Origin of the sequence: Brevundimonas sp. (assembly GCF_036400995.1) — a bacterium.
In the GTDB taxonomy this organism is placed as follows: Bacteria; Pseudomonadota; Alphaproteobacteria; order Caulobacterales; family Caulobacteraceae; genus Brevundimonas.
In genome coordinates this window covers 1-16,078 of the sequence record NZ_DASWWG010000052.1, presented here as the reverse complement: position 1 = coordinate 16,078, position 16,078 = coordinate 1, and the positions used below count along the sequence as shown (strand labels likewise).

Annotated in this window: 21 protein-coding genes and 1 pseudogene; 13 read left to right on the top strand and 9 right to left on the bottom strand. The window is 69.8% G+C overall.

Annotated features, from left to right (window positions below):
* Nucleotides 1-18: 18 nt before the first annotated feature.
* The 4 genes and pseudogenes from rph to grpE form a co-directional block, all read left to right on the top strand.
* Nucleotides 19-363 (top strand): annotated as a pseudogene (gene rph, locus VGE03_RS07200) (ribonuclease PH); the annotation flags it as partial.
* Nucleotides 337-1,050: a DUF1287 domain-containing protein gene (locus VGE03_RS07195; protein ID WP_331045796.1), complete on the top strand. Its 714-nt coding sequence runs from the start codon at nt 337-339 to the stop codon at nt 1,048-1,050. The pseudogene rph and the gene VGE03_RS07195, both read left to right, overlap by 27 nt.
* The gene (hrcA, locus tag VGE03_RS07190) at nt 1,047-2,126 is read left to right on the top strand and encodes a heat-inducible transcriptional repressor HrcA (protein WP_331045794.1); all 1,080 of its coding nucleotides are present in this window, start codon (nt 1,047-1,049) and stop codon (nt 2,124-2,126) included. Before VGE03_RS07195 ends, hrcA begins: the two co-directional genes overlap by 4 nt.
* Nucleotides 2,123-2,743: a nucleotide exchange factor GrpE gene (gene grpE, locus VGE03_RS07185; RefSeq protein WP_414644906.1), complete on the top strand. Its 621-nt coding sequence runs from the start codon at nt 2,123-2,125 to the stop codon at nt 2,741-2,743. Before hrcA ends, grpE begins: the two co-directional genes overlap by 4 nt.
* Nucleotides 2,744-2,834: 91 nt before the next feature.
* On the opposite strand, the gene VGE03_RS07180 is transcribed toward grpE, so the two are convergent.
* Both VGE03_RS07180 and VGE03_RS07175 read right to left on the bottom strand, forming a co-directional pair.
* Nucleotides 2,835-3,737 (bottom strand): dienelactone hydrolase family protein, encoded by a 903-nt coding sequence (locus tag VGE03_RS07180; protein ID WP_331045793.1) that lies wholly within the window; start codon nt 3,735-3,737, stop codon nt 2,835-2,837.
* Between the two features lie 63 nt (nt 3,738-3,800).
* Nucleotides 3,801-4,442, bottom strand: a complete 642-nt coding sequence (locus VGE03_RS07175; RefSeq protein ID WP_331045792.1) for an alpha-ketoglutarate-dependent dioxygenase AlkB — start codon at nt 4,440-4,442, stop codon at nt 3,801-3,803.
* A gap of 77 nt (nt 4,443-4,519) precedes the next feature.
* Between VGE03_RS07175 and VGE03_RS07170 the strand changes: the two genes are divergently transcribed.
* Together VGE03_RS07170 and VGE03_RS07165 are read left to right on the top strand one after the other, a co-directional pair.
* Complete coding sequence (locus VGE03_RS07170; RefSeq protein WP_331045791.1) at nt 4,520-5,155, top strand: hypothetical protein; 636 nt, start codon at nt 4,520-4,522, stop codon at nt 5,153-5,155.
* A 34-nt stretch (nt 5,156-5,189) separates the two neighbouring features.
* Nucleotides 5,190-5,591, top strand: a complete 402-nt coding sequence (locus VGE03_RS07165) for a Tat pathway signal protein (protein WP_331045790.1) — start codon at nt 5,190-5,192, stop codon at nt 5,589-5,591.
* A gap of 78 nt (nt 5,592-5,669) precedes the next feature.
* Here VGE03_RS07165 and VGE03_RS07160 read toward each other — a convergent pair whose 3' ends face one another.
* Nucleotides 5,670-6,644, bottom strand: a complete 975-nt coding sequence (locus VGE03_RS07160) for an ABC transporter ATP-binding protein (RefSeq protein WP_331045789.1) — start codon at nt 6,642-6,644, stop codon at nt 5,670-5,672.
* A 101-nt stretch (nt 6,645-6,745) separates the two neighbouring features.
* Here VGE03_RS07160 and VGE03_RS07155 point away from each other — a divergent pair, with 101 nt between their 5' ends.
* Complete coding sequence (locus VGE03_RS07155; RefSeq protein ID WP_331045788.1) at nt 6,746-6,985, top strand: zinc-finger domain-containing protein; 240 nt, start codon at nt 6,746-6,748, stop codon at nt 6,983-6,985.
* 4 nt (nt 6,986-6,989) lie between these two features.
* On the opposite strand, the gene VGE03_RS07150 is transcribed toward VGE03_RS07155, so the two are convergent.
* Together VGE03_RS07150 and VGE03_RS07145 are read right to left on the bottom strand one after the other, a co-directional pair.
* Complete coding sequence (locus VGE03_RS07150; RefSeq protein WP_331045787.1) at nt 6,990-8,840, bottom strand: DUF885 domain-containing protein; 1,851 nt, start codon at nt 8,838-8,840, stop codon at nt 6,990-6,992.
* Between the two features lie 69 nt (nt 8,841-8,909).
* A complete protein-coding gene (locus VGE03_RS07145) occupies nt 8,910-9,221 on the bottom strand; it encodes a metalloregulator ArsR/SmtB family transcription factor (RefSeq protein WP_331045786.1) in 312 nt (103 codons plus the stop codon).
* Nucleotides 9,222-9,308: 87 nt separating this feature from the next.
* Between VGE03_RS07145 and VGE03_RS07140 the strand changes: the two genes are divergently transcribed.
* Together VGE03_RS07140 and VGE03_RS07135 are read left to right on the top strand one after the other, a co-directional pair.
* Complete coding sequence (locus VGE03_RS07140) at nt 9,309-9,767, top strand: hypothetical protein (protein ID WP_331045785.1); 459 nt, start codon at nt 9,309-9,311, stop codon at nt 9,765-9,767.
* Nucleotides 9,764-10,678, top strand: coding sequence for an acyl-CoA desaturase (locus tag VGE03_RS07135; RefSeq protein ID WP_331045784.1), 915 nt, complete (start codon nt 9,764-9,766; stop codon nt 10,676-10,678). Before VGE03_RS07140 ends, VGE03_RS07135 begins: the two co-directional genes overlap by 4 nt.
* Here the strand turns inward: VGE03_RS07135 and VGE03_RS07130 are convergent.
* Complete coding sequence (locus VGE03_RS07130; protein ID WP_331045783.1) at nt 10,675-11,295, bottom strand: DUF6655 family protein; 621 nt, start codon at nt 11,293-11,295, stop codon at nt 10,675-10,677. The genes VGE03_RS07135 and VGE03_RS07130 overlap by 4 nt on opposite strands.
* Nucleotides 11,292-11,732, bottom strand: coding sequence for a VOC family protein (locus VGE03_RS07125; protein ID WP_331045782.1), 441 nt, complete (start codon nt 11,730-11,732; stop codon nt 11,292-11,294). The genes VGE03_RS07130 and VGE03_RS07125 overlap by 4 nt, the downstream gene beginning before the upstream one ends.
* 145 nt (nt 11,733-11,877) lie before the next feature.
* Here VGE03_RS07125 and VGE03_RS07120 point away from each other — a divergent pair, with 145 nt between their 5' ends.
* The 4 genes from VGE03_RS07120 (at nt 11,878) to VGE03_RS07105 (ending at nt 14,038) form a co-directional block, all read left to right on the top strand.
* On the top strand, nt 11,878-12,456 hold the full coding sequence (locus tag VGE03_RS07120) for a YqaA family protein (RefSeq protein ID WP_331045781.1): 579 nt from the start codon (nt 11,878-11,880) through the stop codon (nt 12,454-12,456).
* 43 nt (nt 12,457-12,499) lie between these two features.
* A complete protein-coding gene (locus tag VGE03_RS07115; protein WP_331045780.1) occupies nt 12,500-13,033 on the top strand; it encodes a disulfide bond formation protein B in 534 nt (177 codons plus the stop codon).
* The gene (locus VGE03_RS07110) at nt 13,011-13,628 is read left to right on the top strand and encodes a demethoxyubiquinone hydroxylase family protein (protein WP_331045779.1); all 618 of its coding nucleotides are present in this window, start codon (nt 13,011-13,013) and stop codon (nt 13,626-13,628) included. Before VGE03_RS07115 ends, VGE03_RS07110 begins: the two co-directional genes overlap by 23 nt.
* A gap of 131 nt (nt 13,629-13,759) precedes the next feature.
* The gene (locus VGE03_RS07105; protein ID WP_331045778.1) at nt 13,760-14,038 is read left to right on the top strand and encodes a hypothetical protein; all 279 of its coding nucleotides are present in this window, start codon (nt 13,760-13,762) and stop codon (nt 14,036-14,038) included.
* A gap of 10 nt (nt 14,039-14,048) precedes the next feature.
* Here VGE03_RS07105 and VGE03_RS07100 read toward each other — a convergent pair whose 3' ends face one another.
* Both VGE03_RS07100 and VGE03_RS07095 read right to left on the bottom strand, forming a co-directional pair.
* Nucleotides 14,049-15,038: an esterase-like activity of phytase family protein gene (locus VGE03_RS07100; RefSeq protein WP_331045777.1), complete on the bottom strand. Its 990-nt coding sequence runs from the start codon at nt 15,036-15,038 to the stop codon at nt 14,049-14,051.
* A partial coding sequence (locus VGE03_RS07095) for a cobaltochelatase CobT-related protein (RefSeq protein WP_414644905.1) occupies nt 15,035-16,078 on the bottom strand: 1,044 nt, incomplete at its 5' end. The genes VGE03_RS07095 and VGE03_RS07100, both read right to left, overlap by 4 nt.

The following is a 16,078-nucleotide window of genomic DNA, read 5'->3' as shown; positions in this document are numbered from 1 at the left end:
GCCTGCGAGAATGGGCGGATGTCCCAGTTCGTCCGAACCGGCGGCCGTGCCGCCGACCAGTTGCGCCCCGTGCGGATCACGCGCGGCTTCACCCTGCATGCCGAAGGCTCCGTGCTCATCGAGTTCGGCCAGACCCGCGTGCTGTGCACCGCCTCGGTGGAGGAGAACGTGCCCGGCTGGATGCGCGGCAAGGGGCAGGGCTGGGTCACGGCCGAATACGGCATGCTGCCCCGCGCCACCCACACCCGCGGCCGGCGCGAGGCGGCCTCGGGCAAGCAGACGGGGCGGACGCAGGAGATCCAGCGGTTGATCGGCCGTTCGTTGCGGGCGGTGGTCATGATGGTGGTCCTTGGAAGCCGTCGCGGCGGTGCTTATCCTGAAACCGTGAGCCTGTATGCCCCCGCCCCGCGCATCGATCGACGTCTCCTGCTTGTCGGCGGAGGGGCGCTGACGTTGCTCGGCGGTTGCACGGGGCGTCTGCGCATCGATGCGGCGCCCGGCACGCCCGCCGCCATGGCCCGGGCCGCGCAGGACCAGTTGGGCGTCACGACCGACTATGACGCCGGCTACCATCGTCTGGCCTACCCCGGCGGCGACCTGCCGCGGAAGACCGGCGCCTGCTGCGATGTGATCGTGCGGGCGGCCCGGGACGGGTTGGCGCTCGACCTCCAGAAGCTGGTCCACGAGGACATGACCAAGGCCTTCGACGCCTATCCGTCGATCTGGGGGCTGGACGGGCCGGACGTGAACGTCGACCATCGCCGGGTGCGCAATCTGGAGACCTATTTCAAGCGGGCGGGAGCCGAGCTCTGGCGGGCCGATGATCGACGGACGAACGGCGCCGACTTCCCGGGGGAGCTTCGGACCGGGGACATCCTGACCTGGCTCGAGGCCAGCGGCACGACCCATATCGCCCTTGTCACGCGGGGCGGGAAGAGCCCGGTGATCCTGCATAATTTCGGGCAGGGCGTGGTTCAGCACGGCCTTGGTCCCATGGGCTTCCGGCGCGCGGCGGCGGGCCACTACCGCTGGCCCGGGAGCATCGCATGACCTCCCCCCTTCTGACCCCGGGCGCGCCGGGCATGGCCGGGCTGGACCAGCGCGCCCGCGACATCTTCCGGCGGATCGTCGAAAGCTATCTGCAGACCGGCGAACCGGTGGGGTCGCGGACCCTGTCGATGAGCGGGATCAGCCTGTCGCCCGCCTCGATCCGCAACACCATGCAGGACCTGACGCTGGCGGGCCTGCTGGCCTCGCCGCACACCTCGGCGGGGCGGATCCCGACCCACGCGGGGCTGCGGCTGTTCGTCGATGGCCTGCTGGAGATCGGCGACATCTCCCGGGAAGAGCGGCGCGAGATCGACGCCCGTCTTGCCGGGCGAGGCCGCAGCTTCGAGGAGGCGCTGAACGAGGCGTCGTCCCTGCTGTCCGGTCTGGCGGGCGGGGCCTCGATCGTGGCCAGCCCCGTGCGCGACGCCGGGGTCAAGCATGTGGAGTTCGTGGCCCTCGGTCATGATCAGGCGCTGGCGGTTCTGGTCGGCGACGACGGCACGGTCGAGAACCGGTTGATGCCGTTGAAGGCCGGGGTGACCCCCTCGACCCTGCAGGAGGCGTCGAACTTCCTGAACGCCCGCCTGCGCGGCCGTCCGCTGCATGAGGCGCGCACCGAGATGCGCACCGAGCTGGACGTCGCCCGGCGCGAGCTGGATGCGACCGCCGCCCGTCTGGTCGAGGACGGGCTGGCCGCCTGGTCCGGCGGAGCCGAGCGGGAACGGGCCCTGATCGTTCGCGGCCGCGCCAACCTGCTGCAGGACCCCGGGGCGATGGAGGATCTGGAAAAGGTCCGGGTGCTGTTCGACGACCTGGAGCAGAAGGAACAGCTGATCGGCCTCCTCGACGGGGTTTCCTCGGCCCAGGGCGTGCGCATCTTTATCGGCGCGGAAACACGACTGTTCTCACTTTCGGGTTCCGCCGTGATCGCGGCGCCCTATATGAGCGGCCGACAGCGGGTCCTCGGCGCCATCGGCGTCATCGGCCCCGCGCGACTGAACTACGCCCGAGTCATTCCGTTGGTGGACTATACCGCCCGGGTGCTGGGCCGGATGCTGGACGGACAAGACACGTGAACGACACCCCCGACTACGATCCCGAAACCGAGCTGGACGCCGACCTCGCCGAGGCCGAGGGCTTCTCCGGCGAGGACGACCTGGCCCCGCTGGATGCGGTGATCGCCGAGCGTGACCAGTGGAAGGACCGCGCCCTGCGCGCCGTCGCCGAATCCGAGAACATCAAGCGCCGCGCCGAGACCCAGAACAACGACGCCCGCGCCTACGCCATCCAGAAGTTCGCCCGCGACCTGCTGGTGGTGGCCGACAATCTGGAACGCGCCATCCAGGCCGCGCCCAAGGATGCGGACGGCGCCGCCGCCGGTCTGGTCTCGGGTCTGGAGCTGACCCAGAAGGCCCTGTTCTCGGCCTTTGAGGCCAACAACCTGAAGCGCGTCGCGCCCGAGGCGGGCGAGGTCTTCGACCCGCACCTGCATCAGGCGATGATGGAGCAGCCCTCCGAGACGGTGCAGGGCGGTCAGGTGATCCAGACCCTGCAGGCCGGCTACGCCCTGTTCGGCCGCACCGTGCGCCCGGCCATGGTGGTCGTCGCCGCCAAGGGCTCCGGCGCCGCGGCGGGCAATGCGGCCTATCAGGCGGCGCAGGCCACCGGCGGGAATTTCGACAGCAAGGCCTGAGCGGTGAGTGGTGAAGAGTGAGTCGTGAGTGGTGGGGCCGCAAGGCAGCCGCCGCCCGCTCCTTCCCTACTCACGACCCACCATCCACTTTTCACCCCTTCAGCCGGGGTCCGAAGAAGGCCAGCAGCTTGGCCCAGCCGTCGGCGGCGTCCGCCGCCCGGTAGCTGTCGCGATAGTCGGCGTGGAAGCCGTGCGGGGCGCCGGGGTAGACGATGATCTCGCTGGAGGTCTGGCCCGCCCGGGCCAGGGCGCTGCGCATGGCCTCGACGCTGGGCAGGGGGATTCCCTGATCGACCTCGCCGTACAGGCCGAGCACCGGTGACTTGAGATCATCGGCCAGGTCCACCGGCCAGGGCTGGCCGCCCGACACCTGGGCCGGGGTGGCGTTGGCCGCCGGGGCGAGGCGGCCGTACCAGGCGACCCCGGCGTCGATGACGGCGAAGCGCGCGCAGGCCTGCCAGACCACCTTGCCGCCCCAGCACCAGCCGGTGATGCCCACCTTGTCGCCGTCGGCCCAGAGCTGCTGGCTGACCCAGTCGAGCGTGGCCGAGATGTCGCCCATCACTTGCTCGTAGCCCGCCGCCGAGACGATCTGCATGATGCGGCTCATGTCCGACAGCGGCGCGGGGTCCTCGACCCGGACGAAGAAGGCCGGGGCGATGGCCGCGTAACCTGCCTTGGCCAGACGGCGGCAGATGTCGCGGATGTACTCGTGCACGCCGAAAATCTCGGACACCACGATCACCACCGGGAAGGGGCCGTCGCCGGCCGGGCGCGCCACATAGGCGGGCAGTTCGAACCCGTCCGGCGCCGGATAGGTCACGTCCGCCGTCTCCAGCCCCGCCGCGTCCGTGCTGACCGGATGGGCCTGAGCCGCCAGGGCGGCCGGGGCGTAGCCGGCGAAGAACAGGCCCCCGACGGCGCCCGCGCCCAGGGTGCGGCGGTTCAGGATCATGTCTTCGGCCTGCGGACCTTCGGGGCGGATCAGCGTCATGGGCGAGCTCCGTTTCTGGGTGGGCGGACAGTGGGCGCGGCCCCCTGCGCCGTCGAGTCACGATTACCGTGAAGTCTGTCCGGCCGCCCCGCCCGCGACGCGCAGGGTCAGGTTGATCCGTCCGCCGCCGTCCAGCAGCCGTGACGAGCCCGGCAGCAGCCGGTCGATGCCGTGCCGGGCCAGCCGCGCGGGCCCGGTCAGGGCGCAAATGTCGCCCGACGCCAGCCGGAACGTCCGCGTCGCCCCTCCGGAAGCCGGGCCGATCCGGAACATCGCCGTGTCGCCCAGCGACACCGACAGCACCGGCGCGGTCAGGTCCGCCTCGTCCCGATCCTGATGCAGGCCCATCTTCGCATCGTCCCGGTACAGGTTGACCAGACAGGCGTCCGGCGGCGTCGCCCGGCCGGTCAGGTCCCGCCAGAGATCCAGCAGGATGTCCGGGATGGCGGGCCAGGCCTGCCCCGTGACCGGATGGGTCGGCTGGTACCGGTAGCCGTCGCGATCGGACACCCAGCCCAGCGGCCCGAGGTTGGTCATCCGCACCGAGAACGGCCGTCCGCCCGGCGTGACCGGACGATAGAAGGGGCTGGCGGCCACCGCCGCCCGGACCTCCGCCAGCAGCGCGGCCTGCGCCGCCGGATCCAGCGCGCCGGGCCACAGGCGGAAGCCGTCCAGTCCGGTGTCGATCTCGCGTGGCTCGGCCATGGCCCCTGTCTAGAAACCCCGCTCGCCGGGCGGAAGGGGCGGATGACGAAGCGGGGTTCTGCGGCTAAGCCTTGCCGATGCTTCGTTCGCTCCTGCCCGCCGCTCTCGTCCTGTCGCTCGCCGGATGCTCCGGGGGAAAGGTGCCGATGGTCGCCCCGCCCGAACCGACGCAGACGACGCTGCTGGAAGCGGACATGGAGACTGCCGTCCTGGCCCCGAACAGCTCGATGCGGCTGGTGTCCAAGGGTGACGGCGAGGTCCTGCTCAGCGCGGGCTTCTTCAATCGCAATGAAATGGCGCGCATCCGGCTGACGTCCAGGGCGTCCTGGGCGCCGGATTCGCGCCGCCTGTTCATCAACGACTCGGGCAGCGCCGCCTGGAGCACCTTCCGCCTGTTCGACATCGCCTCCAACGGCGTCGGAACCGAGCGGACGGAAATCCATCGCGCCGCCGTGGCCGAGCTCGGACGGCTGAACGGCTGCGCCGTCGTCCCCGAACCGGACGCCACCACCTGGGGGCTCGCCTGGGCCGACGGCGGCCGGCAGGTCTATGTGCTGGCCATGGCTCGCCGTGAGACCGGTGACTGCCACTGGAACGCCGTCACCGCCGTTCTGGCGATCGCCGACACGGAAAGCGGCCGGCTTCTGGAGACCCTGCCCGAGGACGCGGCGCGCGTCCGTTATCCGCAACTGCCGTGGGACGGCCCGCTGTAACGCCGTTTTAAAACCGGTCGTGGCAGGGAGGCGCATGGATCGTCGCGCCCTTCTCGGCCTTGCCGCCGTCGCCACCGCCGCCACAGCCTCTCCGGCCGTCGCCTCGTCGGGCGGGGGCGGAGGGTCGTCGGGCAACAGCTATCTCGGCCTGCCGACGGTCACCGGCAATGTTCGTCGTCCCGGCGGAGGGCTGGGCGTGATGACGGTCGAGATCGGGGTGGACACGCCCGACGCCGCCCTGCGCACCCGGGTCGCCCAGTCGGCCCCGCGCCTGCGCGCCGCCTACGCCCAGGTCGTCCAGCAGCAGGCGGGCATGCTCCTGCCCGGCGCCCCGCCGGACATCGAGCGCCTCGTCGCCGCCCTCCAGGGCGCCACCAACACCGTCATGGGCCGCGCCGGCGCGCGCCTGCTGATCGGAACGGTGATGGTCGTTTAGGTTCCAGGCCCTGGGTTCTGGGTTTCAGGGGGGCGGGCGTCAGACGCGCCCTGAAACCTGAAACCTCGCTCCTGAAACCTAATCTTTCGTCGGACTCACCTGCGTCTCGTCCCCATAGGTCAGGGCCAGGAAGACGTCTTCCAGATCCGGGTCCTCGGTCGAGATGTCGGCGATGGTCACGCCGGCCGCGCGCACGGCGGCCAACACCTGCTCCACCGACGACTGACCCTTCTTGTAGCTGATGGCGAAGGCGCCGTTGGGGCGGGGGACCACGTCAAAGCCGGCCACGGTCGGCACGCCGTTCAGCTCGCCCTCGGGCGTCACCACGACGTTGCGGGTGTCCAGCCGGCGCAGCAGTTGCGGCGTCGGCTCGCAGGCGACCACCTGCCCCCGGTTCATGATGGCGATGGTGTCGCAGAGCTCCTGCGCTTCCTCGAGGTAGTGGGTGGTCAGCAGGATGGTCACGCCCTCGGCGTTGATCTTGCGGACGTACTCCCACAGCTGGCGGCGCAGCTCGACGTCCACGCCGGCGGTCGGTTCATCGAGGATCAGGATCGGCGGATTGTGCACCAGCGCCTTGGCCACCATCAGGCGGCGCTTCATCCCGCCGGACAGGGCGCGGACATAGGCGTTGGCCTTGTCCGACAGGCCCAGCGCGGCCAGCAGTTCATCCGAGCGGCGCTCGTTCTTCGGCACGCCGTAGAAGCCCGCCTGCACCTCCAGCGCCTCGCGCGGGGTGAAGAAGACGTCGGCCACGATCTCCTGCGGCACCACACCCAGCGCCGCCGCGGCGTCGCGCGGGGACTTGTCGATGTCCCGGCCCCAGATCGAGACCGTGCCGCCGGTCTTGTTGACGATGCCCGAGATGATGTTGATCAGGGTCGACTTGCCCGCCCCGTTCGGCCCCAGCAGGCCGAACATCGAACCGCGCGGAATGACCAGATCGACGCCGCGCAGGGCCGTCTTGGCCGGCGACTTCTTGGTCCCGGCGTAGGTCTTTTCCAGCCCCCGAACCTCGATGGCGTTCACGGGCAGGGCTTGGGTCTCGGTCATACGGGCGCTTTCGGGTGTTTCAGGCGGCTCCGTTTGACGGTAAGGAGCGCGCGCGCATACCTATGTGCGCCTGCCCCAATCGCCAAGTCAGAGCCTGCCGAATGTCGTCGCGCCCCACCTCCGTGATCATCCCGCCGCCGGAAGAGATCGTGGTGACGACCAAGCGCGTCGCCTGCGACGGCGGCGGCGGCGCCCTCGGCCACCCGCTGGTCTACATGGACATGGGCGAGGACGACTTCGTCGAGTGCGGCTACTGCGACCGCAAATTCACCCTCGGCAAAAAGAAGAAGGCCGAGAGCGAATACCACAGCCCGGCCGCCCGCCCGCCGGAAGCCCACTGAGCCTCTAGAGGCGGGGCGCACCCCCGCCCGCGGCGATCCAGGCGTCGACCTGCGTCTCCAGCACGTCCAGCGGCACCGAGCCCGAACCCAGCACCACCGCGTGGAAGTCGCGGATGTCGAACCGCTCGCCCAGCGCCGCCTGCGCGCGCTGGCGCAGCTCCATGATCTTCAGCTCGCCGATCTTGTAGCTGGTCGCCTGACCCGGATTGGTGATGTAGCGCTCGACCTCCTTCTGGATGTCGCGCTCCGACAGCAGGGAGTTCTGGCGGAAATAGTCCATCGCCTGTTCCCGGCTCCAGCGCTTGGCGTGCAGGCCGGTGTCGGTCACCAGACGCACCGCCCGCCACAGCTCGGTCGAAAGACGACCGAAGTCCGAATACGGGTCCTGGTAGAATCCCATCTCCTTGCCCAGTCGCTCGGCGTACAGGCCCCAACCCTCGGCATAGGCGCCGTAGCCGCCGAAGCGGCGGAACGACGGCAGGCCCTGCATCTCCTGCGCATAGGCGATCTGGAAGTGATGGCCCGGCGCGCCCTCATGGTAGCTGATGCCCTCGATCTGGGGCTTCAGCACCTGGGTCATGTCCGACAGGTTCACATAGTAGATGCCCGGGCGTGAGCCGTCCGGCGCGGGGGCGTTGTAGAAGGCGATGCTGGCGGTCGATTCCCGCCACGCCTCCACCGCCCGCACTTCCAGCGCGGCTTCAGGCAGGTCGCTGAACCAGCGCGGGGCGGCCTCCATCACCTGGGCGATATAGGTCCGGGCGTCGGCCAGGTACTGCGCCTTGCCCTCCGGGGTGTTCGGGTACTGGAACCGCGGATCGGTCTTCAGCAGGACAAAGAACTCCTGCAGCGTGCCGGTGAAGCCGACCCGGTCCATGATCGCCTGCATCTCGCCGTGCAGCCGGTCGACCTCCTGCAGGCCGATCTGGTGGATCTGGTCGGCGGTCAGGTCGGTGGTGGTCGAGAGGCGCAGGCGCGCGTTGTAATAGGCCTCGCCGTTCGGCAGACGCCACACGCCGGCGTCGCGATCCGGCATGGCCGCCGCCTGTTGCTGCACCTCGGCCAGGGCCGTCAGCACGGTCTCGTAGCCGCGCTTCCATTCGCCGGTCAGGGCCGCCCGGCCCTCGGCCAGCAGCCGGTCCTTCGTCGCCTGATCGGTCTCCAGCGCGCCCACCTTCTCCTGGAAGTCGGCCCAGACCGGGTTGTCCGCGCCGCCGTCGAACGGGGCGCCCGAGATCACCCGGCGGGTGTTGGCGATGGAGGGCTCGAACACGAAGTTCGGCGAGATGATCCCGGCGGCGGCGCGCTCGCGCAGTTCGGCGGCGATCTCGCCCATCACCCGTTCGCTGTCCTTCAGGCGCGAAACATAGGCCTCGGCGTCGGACACGCTTTCGACCGCGTGCTCATTGATCAGGAAGACCGGCAGGCCGGTGGTCGGGTTGCGGTTGGCGGCGAACTGATAGCCCCACTCGCGCCACTGCTGCTGCAGCCGTCCCTCGACGACCGCATGCTCGAACAGACGCCAGCTGACCTGGCTCTGGGGGCTCAGGGCGTCGAAGTCGAACTCCGCCTTCATCCGCGCCAGCTGCTGCTCCGCCAGCGCCTGCGCCTGTTCGGCGCCCGCGTCGGTATAGTCGTCCAGCTTGCCGTAGTCGGTCCGCAGACCCAGCGAGGTCATGCCCTCCGGGCTCAGCGCCAGTGACTGCTGGAAGGCCTCCTCGAAGAAGGCGTTGAGCCGGGCGTCCTCGGACTGCGCCTGGGCCTGCGTCGTCGCCGGGGTCTGGGCGACGCCCACGGCGGGCGCGCCGGTCAGCAGGGCCGCGACCGCGGCGGTGGAGATCAGCAGACGACGCATGGAAACCCTCCCGGAACTTGCGGCCCGGACCTTCGACGGTCCCGGGCGGGGACGCAAGTTACGGAACGGTCAGTCCTTACGAGACTTCGCGATCTTCGCGCTCTCGGCCTTCAGCGGCTTGGAGACCGGACAGACCTCCTGCGCATAGCTGTTCAGGGTGTTGGCCAGATGGTCGGGGACGAGGCTGTAGTGGACGTACTGGCCCTTCTTCTCGCTGGTCACGAGGCCGGCGTTCTCCAGCACGGTCAGATGCTGGCTGACCGCGGGCTTGGAGATCTCGAACCGCGCCGCGATCTCGCCCGCCGTCAGGTCGGTGTGGGCGAGATAGGCCAGGATCTTGCGACGGACCTGGGAGGAGAGGGCTTCGAACACGCGCTGCATGGCTGCGACATTTAAGCGATTTGCGAACCACTTGCCAGCGGAGCGATTTGGTATTTAGGTAATGTCTTAAATATCGAAGAGGCGAACATGTCCGTTGCGGCCGACAGCAGACGATTTCTGGCGCGGGCCGGACTGGGGGCCATCGCCCTGTTTGTCGCGGGGGTCGTGGGGTGTGGCGCGGCGACGGGGGTGATGGCGGTGATCGGCCTGTTCGGAAGCGTGCCCGGCGTCCTGTTCGGAGCCCTGATCGGGGTGGCGACCCTGCCGTTCTGGGTCGGTGGCCTGTTTATCGTGGGAGGCCCTGTCTGGGCTGTTCTGCACCGGATGGGGTATCGGGACCGCCGAAGCGCGATCATCGCGGGCGCGGTCGTCGCCGGGGTCGCGACGCCGCTGATCCTGTGGGGCGTGTTTTCCGACGGGCGCTTCACCGTGGACATGGGCAGCGCGCTCCATGTTCTGGCCAGCGCGCTTCCGGGAGCGGTCGGAGGCGCGGCGGCCGGATATACCGCCTGGCGGATGGGGTACGACGAGGCGCGGGGCGCATGAGCGGCGATCATCACGACCCCTGCGCGGTCAACAGCCTGATCGAAACGCCGGGCTGTTCGCCGGTCGAGGGGCGCGTCGTCTGGGACCCGGCGCATTCGCTGTGGAACGGCGGCATGCTGGCGGGGGCGCTGGTGCTGGGGCCGCTGACGGTCAGTCCGGGCGCGCTGGCGGTGTTCGTGGCGACGACAGGCGGGGCGATCCTGCTGGGCCATTCGGTCGGGTTTCACCGGCGGCTGATCCACGGCAGCTTCAAATGCCCGCTGTGGCTGGAGCATGTGCTGGTCTGGATCGGGACCGCCGTGGGCATGAGCGGGCCGTTCTGGATGATCCGCACCCACGACCTGCGCGACTGGGCCCAGCGCCAGGCCGACTGCCACGACTATCTGGCCCACCGCCGACCCATGCTGATCGACGCGGTCTGGCAGATGCACTGTCGGCTGGAGCTGACGCATCCGCCCGCCTTCGATCTGGGCCGGATTGGACGCGACCGCTTCTACCGCTTCCTTGAGCGCACATGGATGCTGCAGCAGGTCCCCATCGCGGGCGGGCTGTATCTGATGGGCGGCTGGGGCTTCGTCGTCTGGGGCGTCTGCGCCCGGGTGTCCGCCTCGGTGATCGGCCACTGGTTCGTCGGCCACCTGGCGCACCGGCGCGGGCCGCAGAGCTGGCTGGTCGAGGGCGCGGGGGTGCAGGCGCACGACGTGCCCTGGGCGGCCCTGCCGACCATGGGCGAGGCCTGGCACAACAACCACCACGCCTTCCCCGGTTCGGCGAGGATCGGCCTGTATCCCGGTCAGAGCGACTGGGGCTTCCGCTTCATCCAGCTTCTGGAGCGGCTGGGGCTGGCGTGGGATGTGCGGACGCCCGAGACGATGGGCGCGCGCAAGGTCCTGCTACCGGCCCGACCCTAGAACTGCCGCCAGCTGTCGCCGGGGTCGCGTTCGCCCGGATCGACGGTCTGCTGGCCCCAGGCCACGATCATCAGCAGCTTGTGGCTGCGGATGCGGAACTGGCCGGTCATCGGCAGGACGGCGCCGAGCGGGGCGCCGGTCTTGGGCTCGTAGAGGAAGCCCGAGAACTCGGCGATGCCGATCCGGTCGCGGCGGCTGTAGACCGACAGCTCCGGAATGGAGACGACGTTGAAGCTCTCGTTGATCGGCACCCGCATGTCCGGCAGGCCGAAGACGCGGCGCATCTGCTCCAGCGACAGGGCGCCGACGCGCAGTTCGAACACCGCGTCGGCCTCGGCCTTGTTCGGGGCCAGGGCGTAGCCGGCGTCCGACAGGGCGTTGCGGATGGCGCTGACGGCGTAGGGGCTGTTCTCGGCCCGGAAATAGGTGTCGTCCACGAACACGCGTGAGCCCGCCGGGATCGGCAGGGTCAGGCCCTCGACCGCCCGGTCGGCGGCGCGGGCGATGAGCAACTGCTCGGTCGCGGTGCGCGACGGATAGGTTTCCGAGGTCGAGGCGCAGGCCGCGAGGCCCAGCAGGCCCAGGACGGGCAGGACGGCACGGGCGTTCAAGATCACCAGCTCCCGGTGTTCGGCATGGAGGTCCAGGGTTCGGCCGGCGCCAGCGGCTCGCCTTCCTGCAGCAGCTCGATCGAGATGCCGTCGGGCGACCGTACGAAGGCCATGTGGCCGTCGCGGGGCGGCCGGTTGATGGTCACGCCGCCGTCGGCGAGGCGTTGGCAGGCGGCGTAGATGTCGTCGACCTTGTAGGCCAGATGGCCGAAATTCCGGCCGCCGGTGTAGGTTTCCGGGTCCCAGTTATAGGTCAGTTCGACCTCGGGCGACCGTTCGGCCTCCGAGCGGGCCTCGTCCTTCGGGGCGGCTAGGAAGACCAGGGTGAAGCGGCCCTTCTCGTTCTCCATGCGCCGCATCTCCCGCAGACCCAGCAGGTCGCACCAGAAGCGAAGGGAGGCGTCGAGGTCCGTCACGCGGACCATGGTGTGCAGATAGCGCATGGTCTTCCGATCCGAGGGGGAGTTGGGCGGAGGCGGCCTTATAGCGGCGGATCGACGCGACGGCGACTCAACAGGCGTTTCGGCGGATGCGCGGCGGCCCCGGATCGGCTAGAGGCGAACATTCGGCCGTTCCGCCGGAGGATTGATGCTTCGCAAGCTTTACGACTGGGTCTTCTCGCTGGCCCGCAGCAAGCACGCCACCAAGTCGTTGGCGGTCGTGTCCTTCGCCGAGAGTTCCTTCTTCCCCATCCCGCCCGACGTCATGCTGGCGCCGATGATCCTGGCGCGGCCCGAGAAGGCCTATTTCTACGCGGGGGTCTGTACGGTCGCCTCGGTTCTGGGCGGCATCGCCGGCTATGCGATCGGCTTCTTCCTAACCGACGTCGGCCTGTGGCTGATGAGCATCCTTGGCCATTCGGACGGGCTGGACGAGTTCCAGCACTGGTTCGACCGCTGGGGGCTGGCGGTGATCCTGGTCAAGGGCCTGACGCCCATCCCGTACAAGCTGGTGACCATCGCCTCGGGTCTGGCCGCCTTCAGCTTCCCGGTCTTCGTCGCCGCCTCGGTGGTGACCCGCGGCGGCCGCTTCTTCGCCGAGGCCTGGATCCTGAAGAAATGGGGCCCGGCCATGCTCGAAATGGTCGAGAAGCGGCTGGCGTTGTGGACGGTGATCGGTCTCGTCGTCCTGATCGGCGCCTTCGCCGCGGTGAAGCTGCTCTTCTAAGCCAATCGACGGACGCCTCGGGCCCGGCTATGAACGTCGTCCGATGAGAGGCTTTTACCGACTCCTGACGCGGTGGTGGACCGCTTTCGCCCTTGTGGCCTCGCTGGCGCTGCTGGGTTTCGCCCACGCCTCCGAGGTCCTCTGGGATCTGACGCCCTGCAACCTGTGCCTCAAGGCGCGCGAGGTCTACTGGGGCGCCGCCGCCGTCGCCCTGGTCGCCACCATCTGGCATGTGGTCAGCCGCGGCAGCCGCGGCACGCCGCGCATCGCCGCCTTCCTGCTGGCCGTCATCTTCGCCACCGGCGCCATTACCTCCTTCTTCCACATGGGTGGTGAACTGAAGTGGTGGGACCTGCCGGCCACCTGCATGGCGGGCGGCACGGTCGATCTGGCCAGCATGGCGTCGCTCGCCATGGGAACCGGGCCGGTCAAGCAGGTCGCCATGTGCGACGCGGTGACTTGGCGCTTCCTGGGCGTCAGCATGGCAGGATGGAACGCCCTGATCGCGGCCGCGCTTGCCGTGTTCAGCCTGCTCGCCGCCAAGAGGCCCAAGGATGCCCGCGCCCCGCGACCCTGATCCCGTGATCCCGCCGTCGGACTCCGTCCACGACGCCCGCCGCATCCCCCTGCCGCGTCCCGGCCGGGGCGCCAGCAAGCGTCGGCGCGATGAAATCCTGCGCGTCGACCACGCGGGCGAATACGCCGCCGTCCACATCTACCGCGCCCAGCAGGCGGTCTTCGCCGGTCGCAAGGGCAAGGACGCCATCGCCGCCGACATGGAGGAGATGGGCCGTCAGGAGCAGGTGCATCTGGACCGCTTCAACGCCCTGCTGAACGCCGAGCGGGTGCGCCCCACGGTGATGACGCCGATCTGGCGTCTGGCCGCCCTGACGCTGGGCGCCGGTACGGCCCTGATCAGCGAGAAGGCCGCCCATGCCTGCACCGAGGCGGTCGAGGCCGTGATCGAGGAGCACTACGCCGACCAGATCGCCGAGGTCCGGGATCAGGACCCCGCCCTGGCCGCCGAACTGACGGTCTTCCGGGACGAAGAGCTGGCCCACCACGACCACGCCGTCGAACACGGCAGCCGGGACGCGCCCGCCTACGAACTGCTGAGCGCCGTCATCAAGGCGGGCTGCCGGGTGGCCATCAAGGTCAGCGAGCGGGTCTAGGGCGCATTTGCGCGCAAGTTTTTCGCTGATTGCCCCGGCCGCATACTGAGCGAGCGCAACAATTATGTTGCAACCGCGAAAAGCTGAGTCATCCTCGGCGGGTCGTCCTTCGTCACAGGGAACGCCCAGCCATGTTGATCGCCGTTCTGGCCCTCTTCGCCGCGCTTCAGTCGCAGACGCCCGCGCCTGTCGTACAGGTCGCCACCCTGAACCCCGCGCCGCCGTCGGCCCCCGCGGCCGCTCCGGCTCCCGCGCCGGCGCCGGCGGAATCGGCCCCCGAGCCTGAACCCGAGGCGGAGGCCGAGCCGGCGGCCGAGGAGGCGCCGACCCGTCAGGTCTGCCGCTTTGTCGAGATGCCGGGTCGCCGCTTCCCGGTCCGCCGCTGCCGCACGGTCCCGGCCGGGAGCTGAGCGTCCGCCGTCAGCGCCGGGTCGGGGGCAGGTCGAAGGCCAGCAGCAGGGTCCGCTGCTGGCCCGAGGCGTTGTCGTCGGACAGCAGGTACAGCCGGACGACGTCGCCGTGGCGGACCGCGGCGACACCCTCGAAATTGTCGGTGGTGCCCGGGAATTTCAGCTCGACCAGCACCGGGCCGAGGGTTCCGTCCTCCGTCATATGGCGGACATGGGCGCGGACGTCGGCCGGCGCCCGGAACAGACGCTGCACCACAAGGTAGCCCGCGCCGGACGGATCGCGATCCATGCCGGTGATGCGGAAGTCCGCGTCGGTGGCCGGTGTCGCCGGAACCGGCGTCACGACGGCGCAGGCGGCGGGAAGACAGTCCCAGACGCCGCCGTTCTCGCCCGACACGCGCCAGCCGCCGCCGGGTCCGGCTGAAATACCCTCCATCCCGTCGTTCAGAGGGAAATCGGCGTCGGGGCGGCGCATCTCGGCCGGACGCGCGCGCAGGGCGTCCAGCGGCCCGTAGTTCCAGAGGCGGTGACGGCGTTCGAAGCTGACGAACAGGTCGCCCGAGGCGGAAACCAGCAGCCCCTCCGCGTCGCCGTCGACCTTCTCCACGATGGGCGCGCCGTCCGCCAGGGTCAGGCGGCGATACTGAAGGCCTTCAACGCCGGTCAGACGGCCGCGCCGATCCAGCAGCAGGCGCCCGCGCACCAGATCGCCGGCGTCCGTGACGCTGACGAAGCCGTGCTCGCCGTCCACCAGCTTGAGGTCCGACAGGCTGTGCAGGGGCGAGGTCTCGTCCAGTACGATCTCGATCCCGCCGGCGAAGCGGACGCCGTCCGCCAGTCGCGCGCCTCCCGGCAGGCCCAGGTTCACCGCCCGGGTGCCGGCCGCGGCCGCGGTCCAGCCGGGCAGGGGGCTCGGCGTCGGCGGCTGGATCGTGACCGTGGCGCATGCCGACAGGGCCAGCAGGGCAAGCGCGGCGATCCCGCCACGCAGGGCGATCATGCCGCTCTCTTCCGGCGCGTCGTCGCGCGCTCGGTCCGGGCGTCGAACAGTTCGGCCAGCTTCTCGATCATGGCGCCGCCCAGCTGCTCCACATCGACGATGGTCAGGGCGCGGCGATACCAGCGGGTCACGTCGTGGCCGATGCCGATGGCCAGCAGCTCGACCGAAGACTTGGTCTCCAGCTGCTCGATCACCTGCCGCAGGTGCTTGTCCAGATACAGGGCCGCATTGGCCGACTGGGTCGAGTCGTCGACCGGCGAGCCATCGGAGATGACCATCAGGATGCGCCGCTGTTCAGGGCGGGCCATCAACCGGTCGTGCGCCCACAGCAGGGCCTCGCCGTCGATGTTCTCCTTCAGCAGGCCCTCGCGCATCATCAGGCCCAGGTTCTTCTTGGCCCGGCGCCAGGGCGCGTCGGCGGCCTTGTAGATGATGTGGCGCAGGTCGTTCAGGCGGCCCGGATTGGCCGGCTTCCCGGCGGTGATCCAGCTTTCGCGCGACAGGCCGCCCTTCCACGCCCGGGTGGTGAAGCCCAGGATCTCGACCTTCACCCCGCAGCGCTCCAGCGTCCGCGCCAGGATGTCGGCGCAGACCGCCGCCACCATGATCGGCCGGCCGCGCATCGAGCCCGAGTTGTCCAGCAGCAGGGTCACGACCGTGTCGCGGAACGGGCTCTCGCTTTCGGCCTTGAAGCTCAGCGGGCTGGTCGGGTCGGTGACGATCCGGGTCAGGCGGGCGGTGTCCAGCACCCCCTCCTCGAGATCGAAATGCCAGCTGCGGTTCTGCTGCGCCATCAGCCGCCGCTGCAGCTTGTTGGCCAGCCGCGCCACCACCGAGGACAGCGCCGTCAGCTGCTGATCCAGCAGCGACCTCAGCCGCTCCAGCTCGTTCGGATCGCACAGCTCGGCCGCGTCGATGGTCTCGTCGAACGCGGTGGTGAAGACGCGGTAGGCGTCGACCGCCCGGCCGTCGTCGCCTGCCTCCTGCCGGTTGGGCAGGGCCCCCTCGTTCAGCTCGGGCCCTTCGTCGGAGGCGTCGCC